Genomic DNA, 21,029 nt, shown 5'->3' with positions numbered 1-21,029 from the left:
TTGGCCGATGACCACGCTCACCGCCCCCGCTGCTCCCGCCGTCAGCCGCCCGATCCGGTGGGCGGCCAGGGGCGCCGCCCTCACCCTCGTTCCCAGTGGCCTGTGGCGGATCGCCATCGCCGTCGGCATACCCGTCGGCTGGGGAGTGGGGAGCGGGCTGGAGGCCGAACTCTTCCCCGGCGTGTGGTCCTTCCCCCTGGTGGCGCTCAGCGCCCTCGCCGAAGCACTCGGTCTCCTCACCCTCGGCCTCGTACAGCCCTGGGGCGAGGTGGTACCGCACTGGATCCCCTGGCTCGGCGGCCGCCGGATCCCGCCCCTCGCGGCGGTCGTACCCGCCGCCCTCGGAGCCACCGCCGTCATTCTGGTCACCGTGCTCGGCATGTTCACCTGGTCCACCAACATGGCGGCGCCGGGCGCGCCCTCCGGCGCCTACTGGTGGCTGATGACCCTCTGCTACGCGCCACTGCTGCTGTGGGGGCCGCTTCTCGGGGTGGTGACCGTCGCCTACTGGCGGCGCCGCCGGATTCACGGCTGATGCGCGGAAATTCGCTGGTACGGGACACCTGGCCGGGGCAGAGTGGATCGCGCGGGGAGCAACAAAAGGTCCGGGACAGCCGCTTCGAGCGCGCCTCACGGCGCGGGCTGTCCCGGACCTCTCGTACGTCCTGCGGCTTCTACGCGGCGCCCAGCAGGCGCTCCAGCACCACCGCGATGCCGTCCTCCTCGTTGGAGGTCGTCACCTCGTCGGCCACCGCCTTCAGCTCCGGGTGCGCGTTGGCCATGGCCACGCCGTGCCCCGCCCACCCGAACATCGGTATGTCGTTGGGCATGTCACCGAAGGCGATCGTCTCCGCCGCCTTCACCTTCAGCCGGCGGGCGGCCAGCGACAGGCCCGTCGCCTTGCTCAGACCCAGCGGAAGGATCTCCACCACGCCCGGACCCGCCATCACGATGTCGACCAGGCTGCCCACGATCTCCCGGGCGACCTTGGCCAGCGTGTCGTCGTCCAGCTCCGCGTGCTGGATGTACAGCTTGTTCAGCGGAGCGGACCACACCTCGGTGGTGTCCTTCAGGCGCAGGGTCGGCAGGCCCTCCTGCACCGAGTAGCCGGGGCCGATCAGCACCTCGCCGTCCACCCCGTCCCGGCTCGCCGCCAGGGCGACCGGACCCACCTCGGCCTCGATCTTGGACAGCGCGAGCCCGGCCAGCTGCCGGTCCAGCGTCACCGAGGTCAGCAGCTTGTGCGCACCCGCGTCGTAGAGCTGGGCGCCCTGCCCGCAGACCGCTATGCCCTTGTAGTCCAGGGCGTCCAGCACGTGCCGGGTCCACGGCGCCGACCGGCCCGTGACGACGATGTGCGCCGCGCCCGCCGCGGTGGCCGCGATGAGCGCTTCGCGCGTGCGTTCCGAGACCGTGTCGTCGCCACGCAGGAGCGTGCCGTCGAGATCGGTCGCGACGAGCTTGTACGGGAACGGTGCGGAGCTCACCTGGCGATCGGCTCCAGTACCTCGCGGCCGCCCAGGTACGGACGGAGCACCGCGGGCACCCGCACCGAGCCGTCGGCCTGCTGGTGGTTCTCCAGCAGCGCGACGATGGTGCGCGGCACCGCGCACAGCGTGCCGTTCAGCGTGGCCAGCGGCTGGGTCTTCTTGCCGTCGCGCATGCGCACGGACAGCCGGCGGGCCTGGAAGCTGTCACAGTTCGAGGCGGAGGTCAGCTCGCGGTACTTGCCCTGGGTCGGGATCCACGCCTCGCAGTCGAACTTGCGCGAGGCGGACGCGCCGAGGTCACCGGTGGCGACGTCGATCACCTGGAAGGGCAGCTCCAGCGAGCTCAGCCACTGCTTCTCCCAGGCCAGCAGACGCGCGTGCTCGGCCTCGGCCTCGTCCGGCGCGACGTACGAGAACATCTCGACCTTGTCGAACTGGTGGACGCGGAAGATGCCGCGGGTGTCCTTGCCGTACGTACCGGCCTCGCGGCGGAAGCACGGCGAGAAGCCGGCGTAGCGCAGCGGCAGCTTGTCGGCCTCGATGATCTCGTCCATGTGGTACGCGGCGAGCGGGACCTCGGAGGTGCCGACCAGGTAGTAGTCGTCCTTCTCCAGGTGGTACACGTTCTCCGCGGCCTGGCCGAGGAAGCCGGTGCCCTCCATGGCGCGCGGGCGGACCAGCGCCGGGGTCAGCATCGGGATGAAGCCGGCCTCCGTGGCCTGCGCGATCGCCGCGTTGACCAGGGCCAGCTCCAGCAGGGCGCCGACACCGGTGAGGTAGTAGAAGCGCGAGCCCGAGACCTTCGCGCCGCGCTCGACGTCGATGGCGCCCAGCGCCTCGCCGAGCTCGAGGTGGTCCTTGGGCTCGAAGCCCTCGGCGGCGAAGTCGCGGATCGTGCCGTGCGTCTCGAGGACGGTGAAGTCCTCCTCGCCGCCGACGGGTACGTCGGGGTGCACCAGGTTGCCGAGCTGGAGCAGCAGGGCCTTGGCCGCCTCCTCCGCCTGGTTCTGGTCGGCCTCGGCGGCCTTGACGTCCACCTTGAGCTGCTCGGCCTTCCTGAGAAGCTCGGCGCGCTCCTCCGGGGTGGCCTTGGGGATGAGCTTGCCCAGGGACTTCTGCTCGCCCCGCAGCTCGTCGAAGCGCACGCTGGAAGACCTGCGGCGCTCGTCGGCGGAGAGCAGGGAGTCGACGAGGCCGACGTCCTCTCCACGGGCGCGCTGCGAGGCGCGGACACGGTCAGGGTCTTCACGGAGCAGCCGGAGGTCAATCACCCCTCCAGGCTACCGGGCGGGGCTTCCGTGGATCACATCGATATCACGCTGCGTGTCGCTATGCCCGAATTGCCGCGAATGGATAACTCTTGATCGATGGCCGGAAGTGAACCCGCTCGACCGGTCAATAAAAGTAGGTCGATTCCCCGAAAAGGGGCAGATCGGCTCAGGGGTGCCGGTCGGGGAGCGGGGCCTGACCAGTGCTTGTCCACAGGAATTGAGGGTCCTGCGCACTTTATCCACAGGCTGCGGAAGCTCTCTGTGGACACCAAAAGAGATCATTCCCGATCGCTGTGCGGGCAGGGGGAATCAGGGTTCAAACCCCTCTCACACACTCATTCGGGTGGGAATGGCTCGCTCCAAAGAGTTGATCCGCGATACGCGGGTGACACCGTTCACCTGCCGCTCGCCCATGCGAAACCTGGCCCATCGGCCGATTTGTCGACCTTGTCGCGCTGAACTGTCGACTAGTCCACAGGTCTCCATGCAAGCCTGTGGATAACTTCTGTGGACGGTGGACGACGGTTATCCCCGGCCGTCGAGGCAGCGCGTCAGCCAGTCGGACGCGGCCGTGAAGTCACGGTCCGACGTACCGGGCCGGGCGGCCTGGACGTCACCGGGCGTGACGCCCGCCCTCGGGTACGAGCCGAGGAAGCGGACCTGCGGGCAGGTGCGCTTGAGACCCATCAGGGCCTCGCTCACCCGGCGGTCGGAAATGTGGCCCTCGGCGTCGACCGCGAAGCAGTAGTTGCCGATGCCTGCGCCGGTCGGCCGGGACTGGATCAGCATCAGGTTCACTCCGCGCACGGCGAACTCCTGGAGCAGTTCCAGCAGCGCACCGGGGCGGTCGGCGCCCATCCACAGCACGACGGAGGTCTTGTCGGCGCCGGTGGGCGCCGCGGGCCGGGCCGGCCGGCCGACGAGCACGAACCGGGTCTCGGCGTTCTCCGCGTCGTGGATCTCGCTCACCAGCGCCTGGAGCCCGTAGGTCGCCGCGGCGAACTCCCCCGCGAAGGCGGCGTCGAAGCGGCCCTCCTGCACCAGCCGGGCCCCGTCGGCGTTGGAGGCCGCCGATTCCCACAGCGCGTCCGGCAGATTCGCCCGCAGCCAGTTGCGGACCTGGGGCTGGGCCACCGGGTGCCCGGTGACGGTCTTGATGTCGGACAGCTGGGTGCCCGGCCGCACGAGCAGTGCGAAGGCGATCGGCAGCAGCACCTCGCGGTAGATCATCAGCGGTTCGCCGGACGCCAGCTCGTCGAGGGTCGCGGTGACACCCCCCTCCACCGAGTTCTCGATCGGCACCAGCGCGGCGGCTGCCTCGCCGTTGCGCACGGCGTCCAGGGCGGCCGGCACCGAAACCATCGGGACGAGCTCCCGGGTCGCGGCTTCCGGCAGGGTGCGGAGGGCGGCCTCGGTGAAGGTGCCCTCGGGGCCGAGATAGGTGAATCGCGTGGCCGACATGTGATCAGCCTAATGCCGCCTCCGGGGCCGGAGGCGGCGATGTTCACCCTTCGAGCAGCCGCTGCCCCACGTACTCCCCGGAACGGGCGCCGCCCGGGACGGCGTACAGACCGCTGGACTCGTGCCGGATGAACGCCGACAGGGCGTCACCGCGGTCGAGCTTGCGCTGCACCGGCACGAACCCGCGCAGCGGATCGGCCTGCCAGCAGATGAAGAGCAGCCCCGCGTCCGGGCTGCCGTCCGCCGCGATCCCGTCGTGGTACGAGAAGGGGCGCCGCAGCATGGCGGCCCCGCCGTTCTGCTCGGGGGCGGAGATCCGGGCGTGCGCGTTGGAGGCGATGACGGGCTTGCCGTCGGGGCCGAACTTGTCGAGCGCGAGCTCGGTGGTCTCGGTGCCGCCGGTCAGGGGCGCCCCGTCCACCTTCCTGCGGCCGATGACCTGCTCCTGCTTGTCGAGGGACTGCTTGTCCCAGTCGTCGAGGAGCATCCGGATACGGCGCACCACGGCGTACGAGCCCCCGGCCATCCAGGCGTGCTCGGCCGGCCCGGGTCCCGCGTCCGGGACGAAGATCCGCCGGTCGAATTCGGGTTCGGAGGGTTTGGGATTGCCGGTGCCGTCGACCTGGCCCATCAGGTTGCGCGCGGTCATGGGCTTGCCGGTGGCCCCGGGCGACCGGTTGAAGCCGTTCATCTGCCAGCGGACACGGGCGGCGTCCCCGGCGTCCTTCTGCAGGGCGCGCAGCGCGTGGAAGGCGACGAGTCCGTCGTTCGCGCCGATCTGCACCCACAGGTCGCCGTTGCTGCGCTGGGCGTCGAGCTGGTCGGCGGAGAAGTTCGGCAGCGGTTCCAGAGCGGTGGGGCGGCGGGCGGTCAGACCGGTCCGTTCGAAGAAGGAGTGGCCGAAGCCGAAGGTGACGGTCAGGGAACACGGGCCCGCGTCGAGGGCGATGCCGGAGTCCGCGGTGGGAGCCGTCTCGCCGGCCATCAGCCGGCGGGCGGTGTCCGACCAGCGGCGCATGAGGGCGGCGGCCTCCTTGTGCCCGGCCCCGGGGGCCAGGTCGAAGGCCAGGACGTGGCCCTTGGCCTGGAGCGGTGTGGTGATGCCCGGCTGGCGCTCGCCGTGGAAGGCGACTTCGGTGGTACCGAGCGAGGCCAGCGTGCCGGGGGCCCCGGAGGCGCCGGTGGCGGGGGCCTCGGCGAGCGCCGAGTGGACGAGGGCGCCTCCGGTGGCGCCGAGTGCGAGCCCGGCGGCGCCCGCGGCGCCCACCGTGCCCAGCAGCCGTCGCCGGGTGATCTCGATGTCGGTGTTGCTCTCGGTCACGCTGGTCAGCCGATCTTCACGTTCTTCTGGACGGTCGTCTGGTCGATGTCGGAGGTGCGGACGGTGACGTCGATGCGCCATTCGCCGACCAGGGGGATCCGGACCCCGGACGCGGTCCAGTGTCCGGGAGCCGCCCGCTCGGGGACGAGCGGGAGCGGTCCGATGTCCTTGGCCGGGAGGGTGAAGGAGACCTTCACCTCGGGGGCGTCGAGCGGCGTGCCCTCCGGCGTGTCGATCCACACGTGGAAGGTGTTGGCGCCGACCCGCCCGGGGTCGAGTTCGAGGCGGACGGTGCCCTTGCCGTTCTTGCCGCCGGTGTCGAAGGGGAGGGTCACCTTGACCGCCCGGTCGGGTACGGCGGTACTGGTGGCTTCGGCGCGGCCGGCCTCCTGCTCGGCCGCGCGGCCGGGCTCGGTGCTGGTGAGGATGGTGGTGACGGCGAGCAGGACGACGGCGACGGCGGCCTCCGCCAGCACGGAGCGGCGCAGGCCGGCCCGGCCGGGGTCCGCGTCCCGCCGCTGCCGGGCACGGGCGGTGGCGCGGGCGGCCTGCTGGCGGGCGAGCTGGGCGGCGCGCCGGGGGTCGGCAGGCACGGTCACGCTCGCGGCCTCCTCCTCCGCGTCGTCGTCCTCTGCCTTCTTCTCCTCTTCTTCGGCTGTTTCACGTGAAACATCGCCGGCGACCGGAGTCTCGGCGAGCCGGGCAGTCCACCTGCGCGAGAGGGAGGCGACGGCGACCAGGACGGCCACGAGCGCGACCTTGACGAGCAGGAGCCGTCCGTAGCTGGTGCCGGTGAGGGCGGAGAAGCTGCCGAGCTGCCGCCAGGACTGGTAGATGCCGGTGGCGGTCAGGACGAGAACGCTGATGAAGGCGAGCCGGGAGAACCGCTGGACCGCCGCGCGCTCGATGTCCGGCACCTTGTGGAGGGCCACCAGCAGGGTGGCCAGACCACCGAGCCAGGCCGCGACCGCCAGCAGGTGGAGGATGTCGACGGGCATTGCGATCCCGGGCTGGATACCGGTGGACGCGTGCTCGGACAGCGCCCAGGTCGCGGCGATACCGGCGGCGACGACGCCCCCGCCCACCCCGAGACCGAAGGTGAGGTCGCTCATGTCCTTGGTGTCCTCGGCGGTGCCGACGCTCTTCTGCCGCCGGGCGTACGTGCCGAAGAGGACGGCGATGAAGAGGGCGGCCGCCCCGAGGAGCAGCAGCCGGGACACCAGGGAGGCGCCCGTCTTGGTCTCCAGGACGTCCTGGAGACCGGTGAGGTCGAAGACGTCGGCGAACTCGCCCGAGCCGGTGTAGGGGTTGCGCAGCACCAGCATGGCGAGGGTGGCGGCGGTCAGGGTGACCCAGGCGCGCAGGACGAGCTTCTGTACGGACCGCTCGCCCGCACCGCGTCGCCAGCAGAGCAGGATGAAGGCCGCGCCGCCGACGAGGACGGCGAAGCCGCCGTACGCGGCGTAGCGCGCGATGTCGTACGCGGTGCCGACGGGACCGCCGCCGGCCTGCTGCGTGGGCAGGGTGACGCTGGTGGCCGAGGGGGCGCCGATGGAGAAGGTGAAGGCGCCGGCGATGGGGTGACTGTCGGCGGAGACCGCCTGCCAGGCCACGGTGTAGGTGCCGTTGGGCAGACCGGAGTTCAGCGCGGTGCCGTAGCGGATCGTGGATCCGCTGCACATGTCGCGCAGTTCACCGGTGTCGACCCGCTTGCCCTGGGGGTCCATGACGCGGATCGAGTCGTCGCCCATGGCGACCTGCTCCGAGAAGGAGAGGGAGACCTGGGCGGGTGCCGTGGCGACCACCGCCCCGTCCTTGGGGTCGCTCGCGGTGAGTGCGGCGTGTGCCGTGGCCGGTGCGGCCGCGGCGAACAGGCTTGCCAGCAGGGCTGCGAGGACCAGCACGAGCCGGGGCAGGAGTGCCGCCGGGCGGGTGCGGGCCGTGGAGGGGGCGGGGGCGGTGGCCGTCATGGCGTGTCAGTCCCTCGGTCCGTCAGTGGGCGTTGTTCTGCTGCGGGTTGTACGTCCGTTCCTTGACGTCCAGCTCGACCTTGACCGGATCGGCCTTCTCGAAACGCAGTTCGACGGTGATCTTCTCGCCGACCTTGGGCTGGCTCTTGAGCCCCATGAACATGATGTGGTTGCCGCCGCGCTCCAGCTGCAGCTCACCGTTCGCCGGCACGTCCATGGACGTGACCTGCTGCATCTTCTGGTTCTTGGTCTCGTGGATCTCGACGTCGTCCGAGAGGGGGCTGGTGACCCCGGTCAGCTTGTCGCCGGCCGCGGAGGCGTTCTTGATGACCATGAAGCCACCGGCCATCTTGTCGTTGACCGGTTCGGGCATGAAGGCGCCGGTGACCGTCATCGCGGTGGGGGCGGCGTCCTTGGAGCCCGCGGAGTCCTGGGAGTCCTCGGAGTCGGCGGAGCAGCCGGATATGGCGAGTGCGGCCGTCAGGGAGAGGGCGGCGGCCAGGGTGCGGGTGGTGCGGCGGTTCACGGGTTCTCTCCCTTGATGATCTTCGGCAGGTCCTTGGTGTAGTCGTCGACGGTGGTGCCCTCGCCGTAGAGGACGTAGCCCTCGTCGGTCCTGGGGCTGAACGCGATGACCTGGGCGCCGTGCATGGAGACGACGCTGCCGTCGGCCTCCTTCTTGGACGCCTCGACCCCGATGCCGAGAGTCCTGGCGGCGGCCTGGACGGCGGGGAAGTCCCCGGTCAGTCCCGTGAAGGACGGGTCCTGGGCCTGCAGCCACGCGCCGAGCGAGGCGGGAGTGTCCCGCTCGGGATCCGTGGTGATGAAGACGACCTGGAGCTTGTCCTGGTCAGCCTTGGGCAGTGCCTTCTTGGCGACGGCGATGTTGCTCATCGTCAGCGGGCAGACGTCCGGGCAGTTGGTGTAGCCGAAGTAGATCAGCGTCGGCCGGCCCTTGGTCTGCTCACGCAGGTTCCACGGCTTGCCCGTGGTGTCGGTGAGCGTGACATCCGGCTTGGTGAAGGGACGGTCGAGGACGGTGCCGGCCTTGGTCTTGGCCGGTGCGTTCACCTCCGCGACCGGCTTGTTCCCGGGCTCGCCGCCACAGGCGGTGAGGGTGAGCGCGGCCGCCGCCAGCAGGGCGGCGACCGTTGCACGAGTGGTGCGCATGGAGAAAAATCCCTGGAATCGGGGGATGGTTCGGACGGATGTGAGGAGCGCGGCAGGCTCAGGAGGTGCGGCGGCGCGAGGCGACGCCGAAGGCGACCCCGCCGAGGCCGATGACGATGCCGGCGACGCCGAGGGCCCGCGCGGTGTTGTCGGTGCTCTTGGCGGCGGCGGTGTCGTGACCGTCCTTGCCGTGCTCGTCCTTCTTGTCGGTGCTCTTGGCGTCGGCGTTCTTGTCGCCACCGTGGTGGCCGGCGCCCGTGGCAGCGGTCAGCTTCAGGACCGGCGCGGGGGTCTGCGGCTCGGCCGCGCCCTCCTTGGTCTCCTCGATCCAGCGGACGACCTCGCCGTTGTCGTACGTCTGGATCGCCTTGAAGACCATCTGGTCGGCGTCCTCGGGCAGCTTGCCGACGGAGACGGGGAACTGCTGGAACTTGCCCGGCTCGATCTTGCCGCCGGTCCAGGTGACCTTGGTGACGGCCTCGTTGATCTGCTTGCCGTGGACCGTCAGCGGCTTGTCGAGCTTGGTCTTCTCGACGGTGACCGTCCAGCCGGGGATGTCCTGCGGCATGACGGACGTGAGCGGCTTGTCGGCCGGGAAGTTGACCTCGAGCTGGTTCGTCGCGGCGTTGTCGCGCTCGTTGGGGACCTTGAAGTTGATGGTCGCGTACCCGCCCTTGGCGGCCTCGCCGGGCTGCACGCTGACGTGCGCGAAGGCGGTGCCGGAGAGGGCGAGGACGGTGCCGGCGGCGAGGGCGGCGGCGACGGGGACGCGCGAGGTCTTCATGGCAGAAACTCCACGGAAAGCTGGTGGCGAAAGGACTCCGCGCACGGCGCGCACGGAGTTCGCGGCACCGGTGCTCCCCCGGATGTCCCGGGAGCGGGGGTGCCGCGTCAGGCTGCGAGGGAGAACGCCGTGGCCGGCGGACCGCGCCGGATCACCGTGTGGTGCAGTGCCTCGCGCCCGGCACGGCAGGCCCGCCCGGCCGTGGCGTACCCGGGGCGCGGGATCGGGGAGAGTGCGCCGCGCAGACCGGCGGCCAGCGCCCGTACGAAGGCCAGCGCGGCGCGCAGGGCCCGTACGGGAGCCGCTCCGGCGGTGCGCCGCGACAGCTGGAGGAGGCGGAAGAGGGCGGCGTCGCCGCGCCCGAGCAGCCAGCCGGCGGCCAGCGCGGCCAGCAGGTGGCCGAGCAGCATGGGCAGGCTGAACAGGCCGCTCCCGGGCTCGGCCAGGGCCTGTGCGACCTGGGCGTGCGCGCCGGTGTGCGCAGCGGCGCCGGTGGCGCCCGCCGCCTGCGCGGCGTCGCCGGCCTGCGCGGCCAGGGCGGCCGGGTCGATCCCGGCCGCCGCCAGGATCCGCCGTGCTTCGGCGGGGCTGAGCGCGACCGGGTTGCCCCCGCAGACCAGGCGCGCGGCGAGGGCCGCGAGCGAGGTGTCGGCCGAGGCGGCGGCGGTGCCGGTTCCGGCCACCGGGCCCGAGGCCGCCGCGGCCGTGTGCTGGCCCAGGCCGAAGAGGGTGTGCAGCGCCAGCTGCCCGCCCGCCAGCGCGGCGGCGATACCGGGAAGTGAACACCGACGCCCGGCCAGCGGCGCGGCGACCGTCAGCACGGCCAGGAACGCGAGACAGACCGCCCACCAGGGCACCGTGGCGCACGAGGCCACGGCGTGACCTGCGGCGGACAGCACGACGCAGACCGCGGCGAACACCGCGGCCCGCAGCAGCCGGAGGCCGGCTCCGGCGCGCATCGTGTGGGGGGCAGTCATGGCCGGGCCATCATCGCACTGCGCTGATGCCGCCCATACAGCAGGTCCGGAAGGTCCCTTGAGTCCCCCTTGACCACCGTCGCCCACGGCCGACGACCGACGCGCGCGGCGCCCATACATCGGCCCCGCGAGGTCTCGCATCGGCCGAATGAGGGCTCTGGATGTCGCCGGGCGCTTACGCCGGGTCGCGGGCGGCAATAGGTAACGGTATGAGCATCTGGTGGTCTCTCCACTTGAGGCGCGAGGCCGCGAGCGTTCCGCTCGCCAGGCGGCTGCTGCTGGGGACGATGGAGACCGCGGGGGTGGACCCGGACATCTCCTTCGACCTCTCGGTGGCGCTGAGCGAGGCGTGCGCGAACGCGGTGGAGCACGGCGGCGCGGCGACCGACGGGGCGCCCGGTGGGACGCCGGGCGGTGAGGCCTACCGCGTCACGGCCTACCTCGACGGTGACTGCTGCCGGATCGAGGTGACGGATTCGGGCCCGGGGTTCCCCCCGCACACGGTGGCCCGCCAGAGTCCTCCGGCCCCCGGGGCCGCGTACCGGGAGAGCGGCCGGGGCCTGTGCCTGATCGAGGAGCTCGCGGACCACGTCCGGTTCCGCAACCGTCCCGGGCGGGGCGCCGTGGTGACCTTCGACAAGATCCTGAAGTGGCGCGAGGGCGCGCTGCTGAAGGCGTCGTGACGCGCCGGTGGGCGGCACCCCGGGGTACCGGGGTACCGGGGTGCCGCCCACCGGGGCAACGCGCAGGGGCGTCCGCGCGCAGGGGCGCCGTCAGCCCTTGAGGCGGGCCATCCAGGCCTCGACCTCGTCGGCCTGCCGCGGCAGGCCCGCGGACAGGTTCCGGTTGCCGTCCTCGGTGACGAGGATGTCGTCCTCGATGCGGACGCCGATGCCGCGGTACTCCTCGGGCACCGTCAGGTCGTCGGCCTGGAAGTACAGGCCCGGCTCGACGGTGAGGCACATGCCGGGCTCCAGGGTGCCGTCGACGTACGCCTCGGTGCGCGCGGCGGCGCAGTCGTGGACGTCCATGCCGAGCATGTGGCCGGTGCCGTGCAGGGTCCAGCGGCGCTGGAGACCGAGCTCCAGGACGCGCTCGACCGGGCCCTCGACCAGGCCCCACTCGACCAGCTTCTCGGCGAGGACGTGCTGGGCCGCGTCGTGGAAGTCGCGGAACTTGCCGCCCGGCTTCACCGCGGCGATACCGGCCTCCTGGGCCTCGTAGACCGCGTCGTAGATCTTGCGCTGGATCTCGGTGTAGGTGCCGTTGATCGGCAGGGTGCGCGTGACGTCGGCCGTGTAGAGGGAGTGCGTCTCCACGCCGGCGTCCAGGAGCAGCAGGTCACCGGAGCGGACCGCGCCGTCGTTGCGGACCCAGTGCAGGGTGCAGGCGTGGGCGCCGGCCGCGCAGATGGAGCCGTAGCCGATGTCGTTGCCCTCGACGCGGGCGCGCAGGAAGAAGGTGCCCTCGATGTAGCGCTCGGAGGTGGCCTCCGCCTTGTCCAGGACCTTCACGACGTCCTCGAAGCCGCGGACGGTGGAGTCGACGGCCTTCTGGAGCTCGCCGATCTCGAAGTCGTCCTTCACGGCGCGGGCCTCGGAGAGGTAGACGCGCAGCTCCTCGTCGCGCTCCTTGGTGACCTTGTCGGTCAGGGCGGCCTCGATGACGGCGTCGTGGCCGCGCACGTTGCGGACCGGGCCCTCGGCCTCGGACAGCGCCTCGGCGAGCTTGCGCACGTCCTTGGCCGGGATCCCCAGCAGCTGTTCGGCCTCGGTCAGGGAGTGGCGCCGGCCGACCCACAGCTCGCCCTGGCCGGACAGCCAGAACTCGCCGTTCTCGCGATCGGAGCGGGGCAGCAGGTAGATCGTGGCGGTGTGGCCGGTCTCACCCGCGGGCTCGAGGACCAGGACGCCGTTCTCGGTCTGGTCGCCGGTGAGGTACGCGTACTCGGTGCCGGCGCGGAAGGGGTACTCCGTGTCGTTCGAGCGCGTCTTCAGGCGGCCCGCGGGAACGACGAGGCGCTCGCCGGGGAAGCGCGCGGACAGCGCCGCGCGGCGGGCGGCGGTGTGCGCGGCCTGCGCGATCGGCTCCAGCCCGTGCAGCTCGGTGTCGGCCCAGCCGTTGCGCATGTTCTCGGCGAGCTCGTCGCTGACGCCCGGGTACAGCCCGTTCTTGCGCTGCTTGTGCGTCTTCTTGGGCTGCTCTTCCTCCGGGGTCTCCGGGGTGATGAGCTCTTCCGCCACGGGGCTGCCTCCTCTTGGGTACGAGATTGGACCTCATCCATCGTACGGACGTCCGGAAGGGACCCAAGGGGCCAACGGCCCCTTACCAAGATCAGTCGGAGCGCGGGCGCCGGCAGGCCCTAGTCGAAGCGGGCGGCGAGCAGCACGATGTCCTCGGTGCTCTCCCCGGCGTCCTGCCCGTCGGGCAGGACGGTGCGCAGGACGTGGTCGCAGATCGCGGCCGGGTCGTCGCGCACGGCCCGCGGGACGCTCGCGGCGGCCGCGTGAAGGCGGGCGTACGCGCGGTCCATGGCGTCGCCGGTACGGCGCAGCAGCCCGTCGGTGTAGAGAAGCACCGTTTCTCCGGGTGCCGGTTCGATCTCCACGCTGGGTGCCTCCCAGCAGGCGAGCATCCCCAGCGGCGCGGACAGCGAGGTCTCCACGTAGTCGGTGCGGCGCTCCCCGATGAGCAGCGGTGGGGTGTGTCCGGCGCCGGCCAGGACGATCTTGCGCTGGGCGGGCTCGCAGTAGGCGAAGAGGGCGGTGGCCGAGCGGGCGGGCTCGGTCAGGCGCAGCAGCAGTTCCAGGTCGGACAGGACCGCGACGGGGTCCTCGCCCTCCATGACGGCGTACGCCCGCAGGGAGGCCCGCAGCCGTCCCATGGCCGCCACCGCGCTGGGCCCGGTACCGGTGACCGAGCCGACGGCGAGGCCCAGGGCCCCCTCGGGCAGCGGCAGCGCGTCGTACCAGTCGCCGCCCCCGGCGGGGCCGGTGACGTGGCGGGCGCCGAGCTGGACGCCGGGGACCCGCGGGAGCCGGCTGGGCAGCAGTTCCTCGGCGACGGTGGCGAGCCGGGCACGGGAGCGTTCCACCTCGAGCATGCGGGCCAGGTGCTCGGAGCCGTGCCGTACGTAGAGGCCGGCGAGGTCGCGCTGGCGGTCGTTCGGTTCGGCCTGCTCGTCGTAGAGCCAGACGGCCGCTCCGAGCCGGCCGGTGGCCTCGGCGGTCAGGGGCAGCGCGTAGCTGGCGGCGTAGCCGAGGCGGGCGGCGACCTCACGGTGGCGGGGGTCGACGGGGGCGGCGGAGCCGGCGCCCGGGACGGCGTCGGCCTCGGGGAGTACGTCCGAGCCGCCCTCGGCGTCGGGGAGGCCGTCGAGAATGCGTCCGTAGGAGGTGGCGCTGCGCGGGACGGTCTCGATGTGGCCGAGGTCGGCGCGGCCCAGGCCCAGGCCGATGGTGGAGGTCGGGCCGAGGCCGTCGGAGGGTTCCAGCACGACCAGGCCGCGGCGGGCGCCGACCAGTGCGGCCCCGGCGCGCAGGAACTCGTGGAGCGAGCCGTCGAGGTCGGTGGTGCGGGTGAGGCGTTCGGTGAGCTCGTGCAGCGTGGTGAGGTCGGAGACCATGCCGGCCAGGCGGTCCTGGATGAGCGTGCCGGGGGCGGTCGGATGGGAGGTCGCGGGGATCGTGCGGGCGGGCGTGGGCGCCGCAGTGTGGGGGGAGCCCGCAACCGCGGGATCGATTCCAGCCACTTTCGGCAGATGCGGGGCGCTCATGACGTCCGCCTTTCCAGCTGGTGCGATTCGCCATATAGCATCGCAAACCCCCAGATCGTGCTGCGCCGCCATCAATGGATCCACATCTACACGCAGATGTGGATCGATGTCCAGCATTGCCCAGGTGGGAATCCTGGTGTCCGTGGGACGACAACTCACCGTCCGGTGAAGGCTAGAACTTGGCTGGAAAAAGCCGGAAGCGGACCTTTTTTGCGATCGACTGGGCGGCGCCGAAGTGGCTCCGGGTACGTAATCGGTGGTACCCGGGGTCAGTTGGTGCCCTCCCGGTGGCTGCCGGGAACCGTCCGGTGCGGGCCGCCGTCCTTAGCGGCGCACCCCCGGCCGGACCCCCGCGCGGGTAGCGCTCCATCCCCCGCCGGACGTTTCATGGACCGTAAGAAAACTGCACGAACCGTGTGAAAGTGCACCTGACGGACAGTGGCGCGAAACGCGTACGTGTGGTGAAACATCGCATACATGGTGTGATGTGGCCCTCGGCGTTCAACGGAAAGGAACGAGCGCTCATGCGCGAGATCCTCGGAAGGCGTCTCCAGTGGCTCCGCAACTCCCTGCAGTCCCGCTCCCTCCCGTCTCTCCCGTCCCTCCCGTCTCTTCCGGCCTTCCCGCCCCTGCGGTCCCTGCGTTCCTCCGCCCGGCAGGGCGGCGACCGTGACGTTCTCCTCGATGCGGCCCTCCACTGCGCCACCGCCTGGGGCTGGCCGGTGCTGCCCGGCGTGGGCCGGGCCGGGGTGGACGGCTCGCGCTGCGCGTGCCCCGACCCCGACTGCGTCGTACCGGGGGCGCACCCTTTCGACCCCGGTCTGCTCGCCGCCACCGTCGACGCCCGGATGGTGACGTGGTGGTGGACGAACCGTCCGGCGGCGCCGGTCCTGCTGGCCACCGGGGGCACGGCCCCGTGCGCGGTGAGCCTGCCGGCGGTGGCCGGGCCGCCGGCCCTGGCCCGGCTGGACGCCCGGGGGCTGCGGCTGGGGCCGGTGGTGGCGACGCCCACGCGCTGGTCGCTGTTCGTGGCGCCGTACTCGCTGGAACGGCTCGGTGAACTCCTCCACACCAAGGACCACGTACCGTCCTCGCTGCGCTTCCACGGGGAGGGCGGCTACCTGCTGCTGCCACCGTCGCCCGCGTCGGGCGGCGGGCGGGTGCGCTGGGAGCGGGAGCCGGCCGCACGGTCCGCACGGCCCTGGTTGCCGGAGGTCGAGACGGTCGTCGACGCACTGGTGGAGGCGAGCAGCGGGGCACCGGGCGGCGGCAGCCGGCTTGCGTACTGATCCCCGACGGACAGCCCGGCGGGCCTGCGGGGCCCGGGCGCCGGGCTTGAGGGACCCGGGCGCCGGGCCTGCGGGGGCTCGCCCGGCGGGCCTCGCCGCCTCACTCGTACGGGTGCCACGGGGACGAGTTTCCCGGGGAATTGGGCGCGGGTATCTCCGCGCTCCATTCCCCCGTCGCTATCTTCGGCGAATGAATCTCCGCCTGATCGGTATCGGTGCCGGTGTGCTGATCATCTTGTCGCTTCCGCTGGCGGGCGCGATCGCCGGGCCGGATTTCGCCGGTCGGGGCGACGGAAAGGGCACCGGGCTGCTGACCTCGCTGGGGCTGTCCGGATCCGAACGCCGCCCGGCACCCGCGGCGGCCGGGTCCGAGCAGCCCGGCCCGCCCGAGCAGACGCGCCACGACGCGCACTGCGGTCCCGAACTCTCCTCGCCGGACGGCGTGGAGGCGCAGACCTGCGTCCTGGCCGGTGAAGGCCTTACCTGGGGCCGCAGTTACTACCGCAATACCAGTGGACGCGCTCTGGACGCCGTACTCACCCTGATGGGACCGGCGGGGCGGACATGGCAGATCCGGTGCGAGGTCGGGGCCGGTGACGAGCCAGGATTGTGCGAGACGCCGCGTGAATCGTCGGCGGGTGGGACGGACGCGTACTCGGCAGTTGCGGAGTTTGCAGTTCCGGATGATGAAGGGCGCCTGCTGCTGCGATCCGGAAGCAACTCGCCCGTCCCGGGCGACGGTTGACCCGCGCCGAAATGGAAGGGCCCGGTCGCTGGCGACGGGGGATGCACCAGCGACCGGGCTACAAGAACGGTAACAAGAGATCGCCTGTTCGCAAATTCGATCTCTGATATTCGGACATCGATTTGCAGGCGATTAGCGGGAGTTGTGACCGCGGTCACCGGCCCTGCGGAGGTGTCGCCGTCAGCTGAGCGTCACCTGGCGGCTGGTCAGACCACCGCGTGCGCGGCGCTCCTCCGCGGTCAGCGGCACGTCCGTGGCCAGGGCGTTTGCCAGTCGCTCGGCGAACTGGGCGGCCGGCTTCTCCACATCGGAGGCGCTCATTCCGGTCGGCAGGTCCCAGACCGGGACCATCAGGCCGTGTGCGCGGAAGGAACCGACGAGCTTGGTGCCCTCCCCGAGCGAGGTCTCGCCCGCCACCTGCAGTCGCGCCAGCGCGTCGAGCAGCTTCTCCTCGGCGTGCGGCATGACCCAGCGCAGGTGGTTCTTGTCCGGGGTCTCGCACCAGTAGGCCGCGTCGACGCCGCTGAGCTTGACCGTCGGGATGGCGGCGGCGTTGGCGCGCTCCAGTGAGGCGGCGATCTCCGGGGTGGCGGCCTGGGCGCTCTCCGAATCCGGAATCCAGAATTCGAACCCGGTGTGGACAACCGGCTCGAAACCGCCGTCCGTGTCGAGCAGATCCTGGAGACGGACCCCCTCGGTGGGCACCCGGCGCGGCGGAACCGGATTCCCCGGTTCGGTCGCAAGTGCGCGCTCCAGGGTGTCGGCCATGTCCCGGGCGAGGTCGCCGGAGGAGGAGTCGTTCTGCAGACCGAGCAGGATCGAGCCGTCCTCGCGGCGCAGCGCCGGCCAGGCCATCGGGAGCACGGTCGCCAGCGTCACGGACGGGACGCCCTCGGGGAGGCCGCCCTTGAGGTGCAGCGGCACGGTGGCCGCGGGCACCAGCTCGCGCAGCGCCACCCAGTCGCACTCGCCGGGCAGGCCCTCGAAGGGGCGGTTGACCAGCTCGGTCACGGCGTGCGCGGCGGTGCGGCCGTGGCAGGCCTTGTAACGGCGCCCGGATCCGCAGGGGCAGGGCTCACGGGCTCCCACCACCGGGATTTCCCCGTCCTTGAGCTGCGGCTGTGCTGCGGGGCGCTTCTTCGCCATCGTGGGTGTCTCCCGGTTGCGACGGTACGGCGTCACGTACGTGCGTTACGTGACGCGCGCGAGCCTAGTCGCTCGTACCGTCGGAACCCGTCGGGTGCGGCCGGGAGTACGGTCGGCGTGCACTCCCGGACGGCCGCCTGTGCGGATGGCCGCGCCTCGAGATCAGTGATCGAGATCGTCGAAGGGGACCGTGAAGTCGATCGACGGCGACGCAACGCGCGTAGCGAAATCGTCATGCCGATGCCCGGCAGCGACGACGACCCACACGGTCACCTCGCCCGCGACCCCGTCGCGGACACCCCAGTCCTGGGCGAGGGCGCTGATGATGTTCAGCCCCCGGCCGCCACGTGCGGTGACCGAGGGCGTGGCCGGAGTCGGGCGGGTGGGCCCGCCGCCGTCCGTGACCTCGACCGTCAGCCGTCCCGCGCTGTCGACGCGCCACGCGGCGCGTATGTCTCCGTCGCCGATCTCCCGGGCACCCAGCGGTCTGCCGTGCCGGCAGGCATTGCTGAGGAGCTCGGAAAGGATCAGAACGGCGTCGTCGACGACCGATTCGGACACCCCGCTGATAAGCAGTTGCTCACGCATGCGGTGTCTTGCTTCCCCCACGCCCGCAGGGCCATGGGGTACGGCCATGCACGACGACGTGGGCACCTCCTGTGCCACCACCAACGCCACCCCCGGAACCTCCTTAGCCCCACGCCATGGTCTGGATGCCCCAATGGCCTGGACCGGAAACCGTCGTGCCGCAGGCCCCTGACGCATTCATGACGATCGGATGCGGAGCGGATGCGCCGGGGCACACCCTGTGACGAACGGGGTGCTCGGGGCGGCTGTGCAAACCGGGACGTCAGCGGCCGAGTTGTGACAGAACTTGGCGTGGCCGGTTCGTAATGATGGCTTCTACTCCCAGATCAGCGCAGAGCTGAACATCTTCCGGTTCGTTCACGGTCCATACGTGCACGGAGTGGCCGGCGGCCTGGAGCTTCCGGATGAAACCGGGGTGATTGCGGACGATCCGTATCCCCGGACCGGCGATCCGCACCCCGGCCGGCAGGCGGCCGTCCCGCATGCGCGGGGAGATGAACTGCATCAGGTAGACCGTGGGGACCGTCGGGGCGGCCGCGCGCACGCGGTGCAGCGAGCGCGCCGAGAAGGACATGATCCGTACCGGGTGCGGACCGTCGGCGGGCGGGGCGTCGAGCCCGAATCGTTTGAGGAGGAAGAGGAGCCGGTCTTCCACCTGTCCGGCCCAGCGGGTCGGGTGCTTCGTCTCGATGGCCAGCTCCACCGGGCGGCCGGCGTCGGCGATCAGCTCCAGGAGTCGCTCCAGGGTGAGCACGGACGTACGCTCGGGGTCAGCGACCCAGTCAGGGGCTTCCTCGCGGTCCTTCCAGGACCCGAAGTCCAGAGCGGCGAGATCCGCCAGCTCCAGGGCCGATACGGCGCCGCGACCGTTGGAGGTGCGGTTGACGCGGCGGTCGTGGACCAGCACCAGATGGCCGTCGGCGGTCAGTCGCACATCGCATTCGAGGGCATCGGCCCCGTCTTCGATGGCCCGGCGGTAGGCGGCCAGGGTGTGCTCGGGAGCGTCCTCCGAGGCACCGCGGTGGGCGACGACCTGGATGGGGCGCGGCGTTGCGTGGGTCACCGGGTCATGGTGCCACCGACCAGGGCCAGCGCGCCGGGCCAGGCATAAACCCACAGGTCCGGCTTACAGTGCTCTGACGGTACATGGGAAAGGCTTCGCCCAGGAACTTGTGCGGTCGGCCGAACGTTCAGCCGGACCGATGTCCAGAAGCCGTGCGACGAGGAGAGAGCGCTGTGAGCACCGAGAACGAGGGCACCGCGGCCCCCACACCCCCCGTGGCCCCGTCCGCGCCCCCCGCGCCGGTGGCCCCTCCGACCGCCGCGGGCGCGGCCGCACGGCAGGACCTGACGAAGCACGACGACCGCCAGGCGGCCCCTGAGGCCCCGGCCCAGGCCCCGGCGGCCCCTGAGACCCAGGCCCAGGCCCCGGCGGCGCCCGAGGCGCCGGCCGCGCCGGCCGCACCCGCCGCTCCGGCGTACGGTGCCCCCGCGGCCGCCGGCGGCCCGTACGACGCCGAGCCGACCCAGCAGCTGCCCGCCACCCCGGCGGCGCCCGGGCACGTCCCGGCCGAGGCCGCCCCGGCCCCCGGGTACGCCGCCCCGGCGCCGGCCCCGGCCTACGCCGGCCCGGGTCCCGGGCAGCCGACGACGCACGGCTCCGGCGGCTGGCCGCCGCCCCCGCCCGCCGTCCCGGCGTACGGTGTGGCCGGCCACGGCGTACCCGGTCACGGCGTACCGGGTCACGGCGCACCGGGTCACGGTGGCGGCGGCCCGGTCTGGGGCGCGCCCCTGACCACCGACGGCACCCCGCCGCCCAAGAAGTCCGGCAAGGGCGGTGTGATCGCGGCCGTGCTCGCGGCCGCGCTGCTGGCCGGCGGTATCGGCGGCGGCGTCGGCTACCAGCTCGCCCGGAACGGCGGCACCGGCATCGGCTCGACCACCGTCAGCGCGGGCGACACCCCTCGGGACCTCAAGCGCGAGCCCGGCTCGGTCGCGGGCATCGCCGCCAAGGCCCTGCCGAGCGTCGTCACGATCAAGGCGTCCGCGGGCGACGGCGAGGGCGGCACCGGTACCGGCTTCGTCTACGACCAGCAGGGCCACATCCTGACCAACAACCACGTGGTCGCCTCCGCCGCCAACGGCGGCAAGGTCTCCGCGACGTTCTCCAACGGCAAGGAGTACGAGGCGGAGGTCATCGGCCGCGCCCAGGGCTACGACGTGGCGGTGCTCAAGCTCAAGAACCCGCCCGCCGGGCTGGCCCCGCTGCCGCTGTCGGACTCCGACAAGGTGGCGGTCGGCGACGCGACCATCGCCATCGGCGCGCCCTTCGGCCTGTCCAACACCGTCACCACCGGCATCGTCAGCGCCAAGAACCGTCCGGTGGCCTCCAGCGACGGGGGCGGCGCCAAGAACTCGTACATGAGCGCGCTGCAGACGGACGCCTCCATCAACCCGGGCAACTCCGGCGGTCCGCTGCTGGACGGCCGCGGTGCGGTCATCGGCATCAACTCGGCGATCCAGTCGGCGGGCAACGGCGGCTTCGGCGGCGGCCAGGCGGGCTCGATCGGCCTCGGCTTCGCCATCCCGATCAACCAGGCGAAGAACGTCGCCGAGCAGCTGATCAAGACCGGCAAGCCGGTCTACCCGGTGCTGCTGGTCTCCGTGGACCTCCAGGCCAAGGTGGACGGCGCCAAGATCTCCGAGGGCGGCGCGGCCGCCAACGACCTGGTCGACCCCAACGGCCCGGCGGGCAAGGCGGGCCTCAAGCCCGGCGACGTGATCACCGAGTTCGGTGGCAAGCCGATCGACAGCGGCCCGACCCTGATCAGCGAGATCTGGACGTACAAGCCGGGCGACACCGTCAAGCTGACCTACCTGCGCGGTGGCAAGCCGACCACGGTCGAGGTCACGCTCGGCTCGCGCACCGGCGACAAGTAGCCGTCGTCACGCCGCGGATGTGACGACGCGACGGCGTGACAACCTGACGGCGTGACAACCTGACGGCGTGATGGCTTGATGGCGAGGGGTCGTAGGCGGGAT

Annotated in this window: 19 protein-coding genes; 5 read left to right on the top strand and 14 right to left on the bottom strand. The window is 71.9% G+C overall.

Annotation, left to right across the window (positions count from 1 at the left end):
• The first annotated feature begins 7 nt into the window (after positions 1–7).
• Positions 8–535, top strand: coding sequence for a hypothetical protein (locus tag ACIPXB_RS04900; RefSeq protein ID WP_401444635.1), 528 nt, complete (start codon positions 8–10; stop codon positions 533–535).
• Between the two features lie 139 nt (positions 536–674).
• Here the strand turns inward: ACIPXB_RS04900 and ACIPXB_RS04895 are convergent, their stop codons facing one another.
• From ACIPXB_RS04895 to ACIPXB_RS04855, 9 genes are all read right to left on the bottom strand, one after another.
• A complete protein-coding gene (locus ACIPXB_RS04895) occupies positions 675–1,487 on the bottom strand; it encodes an HAD family hydrolase (protein ID WP_401444633.1) in 813 nt (270 codons plus the stop codon).
• Positions 1,484–2,761: a serine--tRNA ligase gene (gene serS / locus ACIPXB_RS04890; protein ID WP_401444630.1), complete on the bottom strand. Its 1,278-nt coding sequence runs from the start codon at positions 2,759–2,761 to the stop codon at positions 1,484–1,486. Before serS ends, ACIPXB_RS04895 begins: the two co-directional genes overlap by 4 nt.
• 525 nt (positions 2,762–3,286) lie before the next feature.
• The gene (gene pheA, locus ACIPXB_RS04885; RefSeq protein WP_401444627.1) at positions 3,287–4,222 is read right to left on the bottom strand and encodes a prephenate dehydratase; all 936 of its coding nucleotides are present in this window, start codon (positions 4,220–4,222) and stop codon (positions 3,287–3,289) included.
• Positions 4,223–4,265: 43 nt separating this feature from the next.
• The gene (gene efeB, locus ACIPXB_RS04880) at positions 4,266–5,624 is read right to left on the bottom strand and encodes an iron uptake transporter deferrochelatase/peroxidase subunit (protein ID WP_401444624.1); all 1,359 of its coding nucleotides are present in this window, start codon (positions 5,622–5,624) and stop codon (positions 4,266–4,268) included.
• A complete protein-coding gene (locus tag ACIPXB_RS04875; RefSeq protein WP_401444622.1) occupies positions 5,549–7,513 on the bottom strand; it encodes a copper resistance protein CopC in 1,965 nt (654 codons plus the stop codon). The genes efeB and ACIPXB_RS04875 overlap by 76 nt, the downstream gene beginning before the upstream one ends.
• A 22-nt stretch (positions 7,514–7,535) precedes the next feature.
• The gene (locus tag ACIPXB_RS04870) at positions 7,536–8,039 is read right to left on the bottom strand and encodes a copper chaperone PCu(A)C (protein WP_401444620.1); all 504 of its coding nucleotides are present in this window, start codon (positions 8,037–8,039) and stop codon (positions 7,536–7,538) included.
• Entirely contained in the window at positions 8,036–8,683 is a 648-nt protein-coding gene (locus tag ACIPXB_RS04865) for an SCO family protein (RefSeq protein WP_401444617.1), read from the bottom strand. Before ACIPXB_RS04865 ends, ACIPXB_RS04870 begins: the two co-directional genes overlap by 4 nt.
• 58 nt (positions 8,684–8,741) lie before the next feature.
• Positions 8,742–9,467 carry a YcnI family protein gene (locus ACIPXB_RS04860; protein ID WP_401444614.1) on the bottom strand — a complete coding sequence of 242 codons (726 nt, stop codon included), beginning with the start codon at positions 9,465–9,467 and terminating at the stop codon, positions 8,742–8,744.
• Positions 9,468–9,574: 107 nt separating this feature from the next.
• The gene (locus ACIPXB_RS04855) at positions 9,575–10,444 is read right to left on the bottom strand and encodes a hypothetical protein (protein ID WP_401444612.1); all 870 of its coding nucleotides are present in this window, start codon (positions 10,442–10,444) and stop codon (positions 9,575–9,577) included.
• 209 nt (positions 10,445–10,653) lie between these two features.
• Here ACIPXB_RS04855 and ACIPXB_RS04850 point away from each other — a divergent pair, with 209 nt between their 5' ends.
• Positions 10,654–11,127 (top strand): ATP-binding protein, encoded by a 474-nt coding sequence (locus ACIPXB_RS04850; protein WP_401444610.1) that lies wholly within the window; start codon positions 10,654–10,656, stop codon positions 11,125–11,127.
• 90 nt (positions 11,128–11,217) lie between these two features.
• Here the strand turns inward: ACIPXB_RS04850 and ACIPXB_RS04845 are convergent, their stop codons facing one another.
• Both ACIPXB_RS04845 and ACIPXB_RS04840 read right to left on the bottom strand, forming a co-directional pair.
• Complete coding sequence (locus tag ACIPXB_RS04845; RefSeq protein WP_401444608.1) at positions 11,218–12,687, bottom strand: aminopeptidase P family protein; 1,470 nt, start codon at positions 12,685–12,687, stop codon at positions 11,218–11,220.
• 119 nt (positions 12,688–12,806) lie between these two features.
• A complete protein-coding gene (locus tag ACIPXB_RS04840; RefSeq protein WP_401444606.1) occupies positions 12,807–14,336 on the bottom strand; it encodes a PP2C family protein-serine/threonine phosphatase in 1,530 nt (509 codons plus the stop codon).
• 407 nt (positions 14,337–14,743) lie between these two features.
• On the opposite strand from ACIPXB_RS04840, the gene ACIPXB_RS04835 reads away from it, so the two are divergent.
• Both ACIPXB_RS04835 and ACIPXB_RS04830 read left to right on the top strand, forming a co-directional pair.
• Positions 14,744–15,508, top strand: a complete 765-nt coding sequence (locus tag ACIPXB_RS04835) for a bifunctional DNA primase/polymerase (protein WP_401444603.1) — start codon at positions 14,744–14,746, stop codon at positions 15,506–15,508.
• Positions 15,509–15,698: 190 nt separating this feature from the next.
• The gene (locus ACIPXB_RS04830; RefSeq protein ID WP_401444601.1) at positions 15,699–16,253 is read left to right on the top strand and encodes a hypothetical protein; all 555 of its coding nucleotides are present in this window, start codon (positions 15,699–15,701) and stop codon (positions 16,251–16,253) included.
• Positions 16,254–16,433: 180 nt separating this feature from the next.
• On the opposite strand, the gene ACIPXB_RS04825 is transcribed toward ACIPXB_RS04830, so the two are convergent.
• The 3 genes from ACIPXB_RS04825 to ACIPXB_RS04815 all read right to left on the bottom strand — a co-directional run bounded on the left by ACIPXB_RS04825 (position 16,434) and on the right by ACIPXB_RS04815 (position 19,050).
• A complete protein-coding gene (locus ACIPXB_RS04825; RefSeq protein WP_401444598.1) occupies positions 16,434–17,399 on the bottom strand; it encodes a DUF5926 family protein in 966 nt (321 codons plus the stop codon).
• A gap of 162 nt (positions 17,400–17,561) precedes the next feature.
• Positions 17,562–18,164 (bottom strand): ATP-binding protein, encoded by a 603-nt coding sequence (locus ACIPXB_RS04820; RefSeq protein WP_401444596.1) that lies wholly within the window; start codon positions 18,162–18,164, stop codon positions 17,562–17,564.
• Positions 18,165–18,249: 85 nt separating this feature from the next.
• Entirely contained in the window at positions 18,250–19,050 is an 801-nt protein-coding gene (locus ACIPXB_RS04815) for a glycerophosphodiester phosphodiesterase (RefSeq protein ID WP_401444594.1), read from the bottom strand.
• Positions 19,051–19,223: 173 nt separating this feature from the next.
• Here ACIPXB_RS04815 and ACIPXB_RS04810 point away from each other — a divergent pair, with 173 nt between their 5' ends.
• A complete protein-coding gene (locus ACIPXB_RS04810; RefSeq protein WP_401444592.1) occupies positions 19,224–20,927 on the top strand; it encodes a S1C family serine protease in 1,704 nt (567 codons plus the stop codon).
• Positions 20,928–21,029 lie beyond the last annotated feature (102 nt).

Origin of the sequence: Streptomyces sp. NPDC090022 (assembly GCF_044748145.1) — a bacterium.
Lineage (GTDB): Bacteria > Actinomycetota > Actinomycetes > Streptomycetales > Streptomycetaceae > Streptomyces.
The sequence above is the reverse complement of the archived record's forward strand: the minus strand, read 5'-3'. Positions and strand labels throughout refer to the sequence as shown.

What these genes read in the sequence shown, in the direction of transcription:
- ACIPXB_RS04900 (WP_401444635.1), top strand. Translation starts at nt 8, where the DNA reads ATGACCACGCTCACCGCCCCCGCTGCTCCCGCCGTCAGCCGCCCGATC.
- pheA (WP_401444627.1), bottom strand. Translation starts at nt 4,222, where the DNA reads ATGTCGGCCACGCGATTCACCTATCTCGGCCCCGAGGGCACCTTCACC.
- efeB (WP_401444624.1), bottom strand. Translation starts at nt 5,624, where the DNA reads ATGGCGCATCGACGTCACCGTCCGCACCTCCGACATCGACCAGACGAC.
- ACIPXB_RS04875 (WP_401444622.1), bottom strand. Translation starts at nt 7,513, where the DNA reads ATGACGGCCACCGCCCCCGCCCCCTCCACGGCCCGCACCCGCCCGGCG.
- ACIPXB_RS04865 (WP_401444617.1), bottom strand. Translation starts at nt 8,683, where the DNA reads ATGCGCACCACTCGTGCAACGGTCGCCGCCCTGCTGGCGGCGGCCGCG.
- ACIPXB_RS04860 (WP_401444614.1), bottom strand. Translation starts at nt 9,467, where the DNA reads ATGAAGACCTCGCGCGTCCCCGTCGCCGCCGCCCTCGCCGCCGGCACC.
- ACIPXB_RS04855 (WP_401444612.1), bottom strand. Translation starts at nt 10,444, where the DNA reads ATGACTGCCCCCCACACGATGCGCGCCGGAGCCGGCCTCCGGCTGCTG.
- ACIPXB_RS04850 (WP_401444610.1), top strand. Translation starts at nt 10,654, where the DNA reads ATGAGCATCTGGTGGTCTCTCCACTTGAGGCGCGAGGCCGCGAGCGTT.
- ACIPXB_RS04840 (WP_401444606.1), bottom strand. Translation starts at nt 14,336, where the DNA reads ATGCTGGACATCGATCCACATCTGCGTGTAGATGTGGATCCATTGATG.
- ACIPXB_RS04835 (WP_401444603.1), top strand. Translation starts at nt 14,744, where the DNA reads ATGCGCGAGATCCTCGGAAGGCGTCTCCAGTGGCTCCGCAACTCCCTG.
- ACIPXB_RS04830 (WP_401444601.1), top strand. Translation starts at nt 15,699, where the DNA reads ATGAATCTCCGCCTGATCGGTATCGGTGCCGGTGTGCTGATCATCTTG.
- ACIPXB_RS04825 (WP_401444598.1), bottom strand. Translation starts at nt 17,399, where the DNA reads ATGGCGAAGAAGCGCCCCGCAGCACAGCCGCAGCTCAAGGACGGGGAA.
- ACIPXB_RS04820 (WP_401444596.1), bottom strand. Translation starts at nt 18,164, where the DNA reads ATGCGTCAGGGGCCTGCGGCACGACGGTTTCCGGTCCAGGCCATTGGG.